Genomic DNA, 8,345 nt, shown 5'->3' with positions numbered 1-8,345 from the left:
AGCCATTCATATACTATGTACAAAAGGAGGCCTCAAACTTATGCGAGCTTTCATTATTATCGCTTTAACTTTTTTAAGTGTTATGAGTTGGGATGCGTTTTTTAAAGATAAGAGTGACGAAGAAAATACGATTGAATAAATATTTTTATTTTCTTTTTACTTATTGGACAAACTTTCTAAAACTTGTTCAATTTTCAAAATAGCTTAGGCTTTTCTACAAAAATATTTAAACATAACAATTTTTGTAGATTCCCTCCGTTTATTGTCGGTTTCCATCCGCATACATTTTTTGAAAGTATGATATAATAATATAAATCTTGAAGGAAGGGATTTTGATATCATGATCGCTCGAAGGAGCATGTGGCATCGTATTGACGAATCATACACGTAGCGTATTTTTCAGCTCAGATACTTTAGTCTAGCGAAAAAAATACGAGAGTGGGGAAATTATGATTGCCCGAAGGATAATTTGGCAAAAAAAAGACTCTTCTTACACATAGCGTTTTGTTTAGGACTTAATTGTTATTAGCTAAACAAAACAAAGAAGAGCAGGATTGCTAAATGAAGAATCCTACTCCACGTTTTGTTTAGTCGCTTTAAGACTTAAACTAAAACGAAGGTAGGGAGAATTGATGGACGAGAGGATTATTCGTTATTTCTTCAGCGACATATAGCGTAGTTAGTTTTAAGTAAACTAACTGAAAGCTACATGTGAGCTCGTAGTTAGTTTACAACACCAAAAGGACTACTAACTACGGAAAGAAGGAATAACGATGAGGAACATCCAAAGTCGACAAATTATTAAAGAAGTTTTTATGGTTTTAATCGGTTCATTTATTTTAGCAACAGCGCTATATCACATTCACTTCCAAAACCACTTAACAGAAGGTGGCTTTGTAGGTATTGCACTATTTATCCAAAATTTTTATGATATTTCACCGTCTATTTCAACTGTAGTAATGGATATCCCTATTATTTTACTATGCGCTTCATTTTTAGGTAGAAAAATGGTTGGTTATTCATTCTTAGGTTCAATTTCATTCGGAGTATTTTATTCTCTTATGGAAAATTATTCTCCTTTTACGGTAGATTTATCAAATAATTTATTTGTAGCTGCAGTAGTTGGTGGTGCGTTAGCTGGTATTGGACTCGGTTTTATATTGCGATTTGGCGGTGCAACCGGTGGAGACGATATTTTAACAATTATACTAAGTAAACGAACTCGTTTTACAATTGGGCAAATTTTCTTCGTCTTTGACGCGATTGTTCTTGCGCTTTCATTATATTATTTAAATTGGACAGAAATTGCTTTTACTATTCTTTCGATTGCCGTACAGGCAAAAACATTGGATTTAATTTACTATCCAAAAACAGAAAAGAAAGCAGCAAAGCAACCAGTATCTATTCCAATGTCCAAAAAGCATGCGACAAACTAAAAAGCGAAAGGCTTCGGCCTCTCGCTTTTTTTTATGATTTTTTTTCTTTTTCCACTATATGGCGCACTTGATAGAATCGATTTGCAAATTCAGTAACATTCCTTGTTAAACGATAATTCACTGTAGATCCGATTGCCATTCCGATTACCGGAATGCCTTGGAATAATTTACGACGAAGAGCATAAATCGAAAATGTTTTCAAAATTTGTTTTAATACAACCTCAGTCGAAGCTGTTTGTAACACTGCTTCGTCTCCTTCATAAAAGAACGAATCTTCTTGTTCCAGCTCTCGCAGCAAGTTGTACCAAGCGTATTGCTGAAGTCTTCCTGGCAGTAATGACGCATGAAACACCTTTAGCGCAAGCATCATTTCATAAGGCTTGTTCACATCATGCCCAAACGATGTTGCAATAAGTTGTACAGCCTTCACATTTAACGCAATCATAACCGGAAAATCAGCTGTTAATAATAATAGACCGCCCGCACCCGTTGCTCCGCCTTGTACGAATGAATATAGACGATGACGTGCTGTTTGCTGCTCTGCTATGTATGTTAATTGATCAATAGATAACACCTTCAAATCTTCAAGTTGCTCAATGGATTCATCAAATAATCTCGACGTTCCTAAAATACGATTACGTGCATCTAACTGTGATTGTGAACTTTGAATAAGTGCATGTAAATGAAAGAGCCATCCATCTGCTTTCGTAAAAAAGTCTTTTCGTTTTTTCTCAGGTAGTTTTGCAACTGTAGTATGCAACCACTTATCAAATACCTTTTGAAAATCGGTCGCTTCCTGCTCTACTAATTGCCCTTCCCACTCTTTTATATTTTCTAAAATGGCTTGTTCTCGCTTCGATCGCATCGCAACAACCACCTCGTTCGATTTTTTTCTATTGTAACATATTTGCAAATATGCTTGTACATCGCGTGTTCTTTATTTACAGCCTAAGTCCAAGAATCTATCCGAATACATGTTATCAATTTCTACTTAGCTACATTATAATCATCCTTATACAGAACAAATAAGGAGCGATTATACATATGTATCCACGTGCAAAAGCTTTTGGCATTGTTATACATCAAGAGCGACTTCTCGTACAAGAATATCGTACAGGCGACGAAACATATTATCGTCCTCTTGGCGGTTCAATTGAACTTGGTGAGAAATCAGCAGATACCGTTATTCGAGAATTTAAAGAAGAGCTTCATGCAGAGATAGAGGTTACTAATTATTTAGGTTGCTTAGAAAACATTTTTCATCTAGGTGAGGGATTAGGGCATGAAATCATTCAACTATATTTTTTACGCTTATTAAACACATCACTATATGAAATGGAAATACTGAATATACAAGATGAGCAAACAGTATCATATGCAAAATGGATTCCCATTACTGCATTCATTCAGAAAGAAAAAGTACTATATCCAGATGGAATTTTAAAATATATCCAAAAGAAAAAAGACGAAATCCTATAGGATCTCGTCTTTTTCATTCATATATTAACCAATATCTCCAAGACGTAGTACGTCACGAGCAATCATAACTTCTTCGTCAGTTGGAATTACGATAATTTTTACTGGAGAGTGTGGGAAGCTGATGAATGCTTCTTCACCAAAGATGTTATTGCGTTTCACGTCGAAGTATACGCCCATGTACTCAAGGCCTTCTAATACGCGCTCACGAATAACTGCACTGTTTTCACCGATACCAGCTGTGAAGATGATTGCGTCTACACCTTTCATACGAGCTGTGTAAGAACCGATGTATTTGTGGATACGGCTTACGAACACATCAAGTGCTACTTTCGCACGGTGGTCGCCTTCTTCTTCTTTCGTGATGATATCACGTAGGTCACTAGAGTAACCAGTAAGACCTAACATACCACTCTTCTTGTTTAATACGTTAACTACTTCTTCTACTGTTTGGCCTGTTTTTTCCATGATGTATGGAATTAACGCAGGGTCAATGTTACCAGAACGTGTACCCATTGTTACACCAGCAAGTGGAGTGAAGCCCATAGAAGTATCGATAGATTTTCCACCTTCTACTGCTGCGATACTTGCACCGTTACCTAAGTGACAAGAAAGTAGGCTTAAGCTTTCAAGTGGACGACCTAATAATTCAGCCGCACGCTCAGTTACGTATTTATGAGAAGTTCCGTGGAAACCGTATTTACGGATACCAAATTTCTCATAGTACTCATATGGTAAGCTGTATAGGAATGCAGATTCCGGCATTGTTTGGTGGAATGCTGTATCGAATACTGCTACTGCTGGTACGTTTGGTAGTACTTCTTGGAATGCTTTAATACCAACAAGGTTTGCTGGATTGTGAAGTGGTGCTAAATCGCTTAATTCTTCGATATCAGCTAATACTTCGTCATTAATTAAAACAGAATCAGCAAATTTTTCGCCGCCGTGTACAACACGGTGACCGATACCGCCAATCTCATCAAGAGATTTTACGATTCCGTTTTCAGTTAATTTCTTAAGAAGCATGTTAACTGCTACTGCATGATCTGGGATGTTTGTAATTTCTTTTTGTTTTTCGCCATTTACAGTAATTGTGAAGACACTATCTTCTAAACCGATACGTTCTACTAAACCTTTTGTTAATACTGTTTCACTTGGCATTTCAAATAATTGGAACTTTAAGGAAGAGCTTCCTGCGTTAATCGCGATGATTTTTGACATCTAGTCTTTCGCCCCTTTTTCTCTTGGTAGTTGTGTGGATCATTCCACAAACCGCTCGATTTTATCTAATTAAATTCACTCATTATGAAAACGTTTCATCATTAGTAAATTTTATACTCACGATTTTAATTTAAACATCGTACGACATATATTTCAAGTGAAAAAATTGTAACACCAAGAAAAAAAATATATTACAGATTTCAAAAAAATTCAGTTAAATCTTGTATATATTAAAAAATATTACATATCATATACAACTGTACTACATTAATTACTAACCCTGTTACATATCTCTTACCTTATTTGTGGGTTGCAAACCAAGTATTTAATTGATCCATAATATTCTCCATAGCCTTCATGTTGGAGAATTTAGGTAATTCCACTAATAGTGCCTGTTTAGGCATTATTACATCCTGGCCTTTCTTTTGGAGAACAAATATACTTTTTGCATTTTTCTCGTTTTTAAACATGGAAACAGGTAGCTGTAACAATCCTTGAATAAAGCATGTCTCTTTAATAAATGCATGTAGTTTTGGCGCTTGATCACTTTCAAAAATGAAGTTTGGTACTAAGAAGAATAAATACCCGCCTTCTTTCGTATGTTTCACACTTTGTTCAATAAATAAGTGATGCGCATATGACATTCCTTCATCTGCTTTTAATGTATATTCACTTGCACCGATTTCATTTGGATAGTAACCAATTGGTAAATCTGAAACAACTGCATCAACTGGATCGATATAAAGTGGTGCTAGTCCATCTTGATGGAAGAATTCGATTGCATGCTTTTGTAAATTCGCATTTACTAAAGCAAGTTTGATTAACACTTCATCCACTTCTACACCAAATCCACTCATTGCTAGTTCTTCTTTGGCGCTATTAAACACTGTAGTCATTAAGTTACCCGTTCCAATTGCAGGGTCTAAAACTGTAATTTCTTTTTGCCCTTGCATAAATTTATGGAATAAGTAGCTCATGAACATTCCAACTGCATCAGGCGTCATTTCATGATTCGCTTGCACGCCTTCTTTCATTCCTTTTAAAATGGCTAGCTGAAATGCTTTACGAATTTCTTCCCCTTTATATGTTTCTTCATTAAACGTACTATATTCACGATTCAACCTGTCAATTGTTGATTCGGATAATTCCTCTTGTAAAATCGCTCCCTCAAACAAGTTATCACCTGTTTCTACAAGCGCCTCTAAATATGTTACATCTAATTCTTTACGTAAAACTACCGTAGAAGAATCAAAAATAGAAAATAATGTTTCTACTGCCTGACTCACGTACATTCCTCCTTCTCTCATTTACACATAACTTATATCATACCATAATCTAAATTTTTCCCAAAAGAAAAAGCGACCTCTTTTTAAGAGCTCCCTTTTAAGCGATGTATGCTGTAACGTCTTTTCTCATATATTGGTTCAGTTAACAATACATGAGAAAAAACGACCTCTTCTAAAGTGAAACTTTAATGAGAGGTCGTCTTCTTTTACATTACTTCGCAGATTTAGCTGCTTCTAATGCTGCTTCATAGTTTGGATGGCTTGTACCTTCGCTTACGTATTCTACGTAAACTACTTTGTCATTGCTATCTACTACGAATACTGCACGAGCAAGTAAACGAAGTTCTTTCATTACTAAGCCATAAGCTTCACCGAATGAAAGGTCACGGTGATCAGAAAGTGTCGCAACGTTTTCTAAACCGTTAGCTGCACACCAGCGTTTTTGAGCGAATGGTAAATCAACGCTAATTGTTAATACTTTCGCATTTTCAATACCTGCTGCATCTTGGTTAAAACGACGTGTTTGTGCATCACACACACCTGTGTCGATTGAAGGTACAACACTAATTAATTTTACTTCACCTTTGTATGTCTCTAAACTTACTGGAGATAAGTCGTTTGCTAATACTTGGAAGTTTGGCGCTTGATCGCCAACTTTAACTTCTGTTCCAACTAAAGTCATTGGATTACCTTTAAAAGTTACGTTTGCCACTTGAAAATCCTCCCTTATTTAAACAAAATATGTACAATGTAAATGATAGTTTGTCCCTATCGATAATGCAAATAAAATCGCTTTATTTACAAAAAAATTAAAGAAGCCAATCCATTGATCAGCTTCTTTATTCGTTAAATTTGAAATTCAGGATCATCTTCTTTTCGTTTATCCATCATTTCTTTCACTTTATCAACAGCTTGTGGCGCTAATTCAATTATTTTATCAATGACGTGTGTTTGCTTATCTAAGTGTAATACTTTCACACCTTCTCCATTTATAACAAGAAAGGCAACAGGATTAATAGAAACTCCTCCACCACTACCTCCACCAAATGGATAATGGCCTGAATGTTCTACTTTACCAAATTCACTTCCACCAGCAGCAAATCCAAAACTGACTTTCGAAACGGTAAGAATTACACTTCCATCTGCCGCTTTAATTGGGTCACCAACAATTGTATTTACATCAGTCATTTGTTTTAAATGCTGCATTGCGGTTGTCATTAAACCTTGAATTGGATGGTCCATTCCATATCCCCCCTATGCTTGAACAGATTTTTCTGTCATACCAGATTTTTGCTTTCTCATAAACATGAGTAATTTCACCGCTGTTTTTACAGTACGGAATATACGAAAAGATGCTGTTAACTCACATCTTGATGCAAATCCCTTCCCTTGAAAAACAGGTGTAATTTCAAATTCTGGTATGTCGACAATATGCATATATTGTCCTACAACTCCAGCAGCCATTCCTTTTGTCCCCCATGCATATCCAGTGACAATTCCAGTACTAGCTGCGTCGCCTGCTCCAATTTGCGTATGCCATTTCCAACCATTGATTTTCACTCGTTTGAGAAAATCTTTAACAATAGTATGAACGTCTTGAAGCTTTTTTATCAGCTCTCCAATGCTATCAAGTTGCGCCATAATTTTATTATCTATTCCACCGTCTTTTTCGGCTTTTTCGATTTTCTGTCCTGTCTTTTTCTGCTGTTTTTCAATTCTTTCCAATACATCAAACGTATATCGAATCATCCATATTTTCACTTGAAATAAACATTGTTTTTCCATTTCTGAATATAAAAACGTCACCTTAAGCGATATTTTCGATAATAGTATTAGCAAAATAAAAAGTAGAAGAATTATCATTCCAATTACGAGCCACTTCATTCGTACCATCCTTTCACTCCATACCCATTGTCGACAAGTTTATTCATCATTAAACAGACTTTTATAAAATTGAATATAAAAATTTTTCTAAAAATAAAAAGGGATTTTGACAATTTATATCGAAATATACTATTTGAACATATCATCTAGAAACATACTCTGACGATATGTAGCACTAAGACTAGAAAATTTAACTGCAGTGGAGGGATACATAATGGCAGATCGTCGCAATTTATTTTTCTTTTATGGTGATGACAAAGTAACACTCGTTGAAAAAATGAAACCAATATATCGTATTTTAGAGGAGAATGGATTTACCATATTAGATCATCCAAAAAATGCAAACGCTATCGTCAGTGTTGGAGATGATGGAACTTTCTTACAAGCCGTTCGTAAAACTGGTTTTAGAGAAGATTGCTTATACGCAGGTATTTCTACGAAAGATGAAATTTCTTTCTACTGCGATTTCCATATCGATCACATTGATACAGCCCTTCAAGAAATTACAAAAAACGAAATTGAAGTGCGAAAATATCCAACAATTAAAGTAGATGTAGATCACGGTACATCTTTCCATTGTTTAAATGAATTCACATTACGCTCTAGTATCATTAAAACATTTGTTGTGGACGTACACGTCGACAATTTACATTTTGAAACATTTAGAGGTGATGGATTAGTTATCTCCACACCTACAGGAAGTACCGCTTACAATAAATCATTACATGGTGCAGTTGTCGATCCACTTATCCCATGTTTCCAAGTAAGCGAACTAGCATCTTTAAATAACAACACATACCGTACACTCGGATCACCGTTCCTTTTAAATCACGAGCGTACGTTAACTTTAACACTTAAACCAGATGGAAATGATTATCCTGTTATCGGAATGGATAACGAAGCACTTAGCATTAAACAAGTGGAAAAAGCCGTTGTTCGTTTAAGCGATAAACAAATTAAAACTGTTAAATTAAAAAACAATTCCTTCTGGGAAAAAGTACAGAGAACGTTTTTATAGTATTAAAAAAACCGACAAATTATG

At 35.4% G+C, this 8,345-nt stretch carries 9 protein-coding genes; 3 read left to right on the top strand and 6 right to left on the bottom strand.

The window, feature by feature from the left end:
- Nucleotides 1–773 precede the first annotated feature (773 nt).
- Nucleotides 774–1,436, top strand: a complete 663-nt coding sequence (locus KI356_RS19110; RefSeq protein WP_002123024.1) for a YitT family protein — start codon at nt 774–776, stop codon at nt 1,434–1,436.
- Nucleotides 1,437–1,467: 31 nt separating this feature from the next.
- Here KI356_RS19110 and KI356_RS19105 read toward each other — a convergent pair whose 3' ends face one another.
- The gene (locus KI356_RS19105) at nt 1,468–2,301 is read right to left on the bottom strand and encodes an EcsC family protein (RefSeq protein WP_128280734.1); all 834 of its coding nucleotides are present in this window, start codon (nt 2,299–2,301) and stop codon (nt 1,468–1,470) included.
- A 179-nt stretch (nt 2,302–2,480) separates the two neighbouring features.
- On the opposite strand from KI356_RS19105, the gene KI356_RS19100 reads away from it, so the two are divergent.
- Nucleotides 2,481–2,915: an NUDIX hydrolase gene (locus tag KI356_RS19100; RefSeq protein WP_128280733.1), complete on the top strand. Its 435-nt coding sequence runs from the start codon at nt 2,481–2,483 to the stop codon at nt 2,913–2,915.
- A 24-nt stretch (nt 2,916–2,939) separates the two neighbouring features.
- Here the strand turns inward: KI356_RS19100 and ackA are convergent, their stop codons facing one another.
- The 5 genes from ackA to KI356_RS19075 all read right to left on the bottom strand — a co-directional run bounded on the left by ackA (nt 2,940) and on the right by KI356_RS19075 (nt 7,312).
- Complete coding sequence (gene ackA / locus KI356_RS19095; protein ID WP_128280732.1) at nt 2,940–4,133, bottom strand: acetate kinase; 1,194 nt, start codon at nt 4,131–4,133, stop codon at nt 2,940–2,942.
- A gap of 299 nt (nt 4,134–4,432) precedes the next feature.
- Entirely contained in the window at nt 4,433–5,419 is a 987-nt protein-coding gene (locus KI356_RS19090) for a class I SAM-dependent methyltransferase (protein ID WP_212936146.1), read from the bottom strand.
- Nucleotides 5,420–5,630: 211 nt separating this feature from the next.
- Complete coding sequence (tpx, locus tag KI356_RS19085; RefSeq protein WP_002123029.1) at nt 5,631–6,131, bottom strand: thiol peroxidase; 501 nt, start codon at nt 6,129–6,131, stop codon at nt 5,631–5,633.
- 134 nt (nt 6,132–6,265) lie between these two features.
- Entirely contained in the window at nt 6,266–6,661 is a 396-nt protein-coding gene (gene ytfJ / locus KI356_RS19080; protein WP_128280730.1) for a GerW family sporulation protein, read from the bottom strand.
- 12 nt (nt 6,662–6,673) lie between these two features.
- Nucleotides 6,674–7,312 carry a DUF2953 domain-containing protein gene (locus KI356_RS19075; protein ID WP_128280729.1) on the bottom strand — a complete coding sequence of 213 codons (639 nt, stop codon included), beginning with the start codon at nt 7,310–7,312 and terminating at the stop codon, nt 6,674–6,676.
- Between the two features lie 205 nt (nt 7,313–7,517).
- Between KI356_RS19075 and KI356_RS19070 the strand changes: the two genes are divergently transcribed.
- Entirely contained in the window at nt 7,518–8,321 is an 804-nt protein-coding gene (locus KI356_RS19070; RefSeq protein ID WP_060752074.1) for an NAD kinase, read from the top strand.
- Nucleotides 8,322–8,345 lie beyond the last annotated feature (24 nt).

This window comes from Bacillus hominis, assembly GCF_018332515.1.
GTDB classification, from domain to species: domain Bacteria; phylum Bacillota; class Bacilli; order Bacillales; family Bacillaceae_G; genus Bacillus_A; species Bacillus_A hominis.
This window is presented reverse-complemented; position numbering and strand designations above follow the sequence as displayed.

What these genes read in the sequence shown, in the direction of transcription:
- KI356_RS19110 (WP_002123024.1), top strand. Translation starts at nt 774, where the DNA reads ATGAGGAACATCCAAAGTCGACAAATTATTAAAGAAGTTTTTATGGTT.
- KI356_RS19105 (WP_128280734.1), bottom strand. Translation starts at nt 2,301, where the DNA reads ATGCGATCGAAGCGAGAACAAGCCATTTTAGAAAATATAAAAGAGTGG.
- KI356_RS19100 (WP_128280733.1), top strand. Translation starts at nt 2,481, where the DNA reads ATGTATCCACGTGCAAAAGCTTTTGGCATTGTTATACATCAAGAGCGA.
- ackA (WP_128280732.1), bottom strand. Translation starts at nt 4,133, where the DNA reads ATGTCAAAAATCATCGCGATTAACGCAGGAAGCTCTTCCTTAAAGTTC.
- ytfJ (WP_128280730.1), bottom strand. Translation starts at nt 6,661, where the DNA reads ATGGACCATCCAATTCAAGGTTTAATGACAACCGCAATGCAGCATTTA.
- KI356_RS19075 (WP_128280729.1), bottom strand. Translation starts at nt 7,312, where the DNA reads ATGGTACGAATGAAGTGGCTCGTAATTGGAATGATAATTCTTCTACTT.
- KI356_RS19070 (WP_060752074.1), top strand. Translation starts at nt 7,518, where the DNA reads ATGGCAGATCGTCGCAATTTATTTTTCTTTTATGGTGATGACAAAGTA.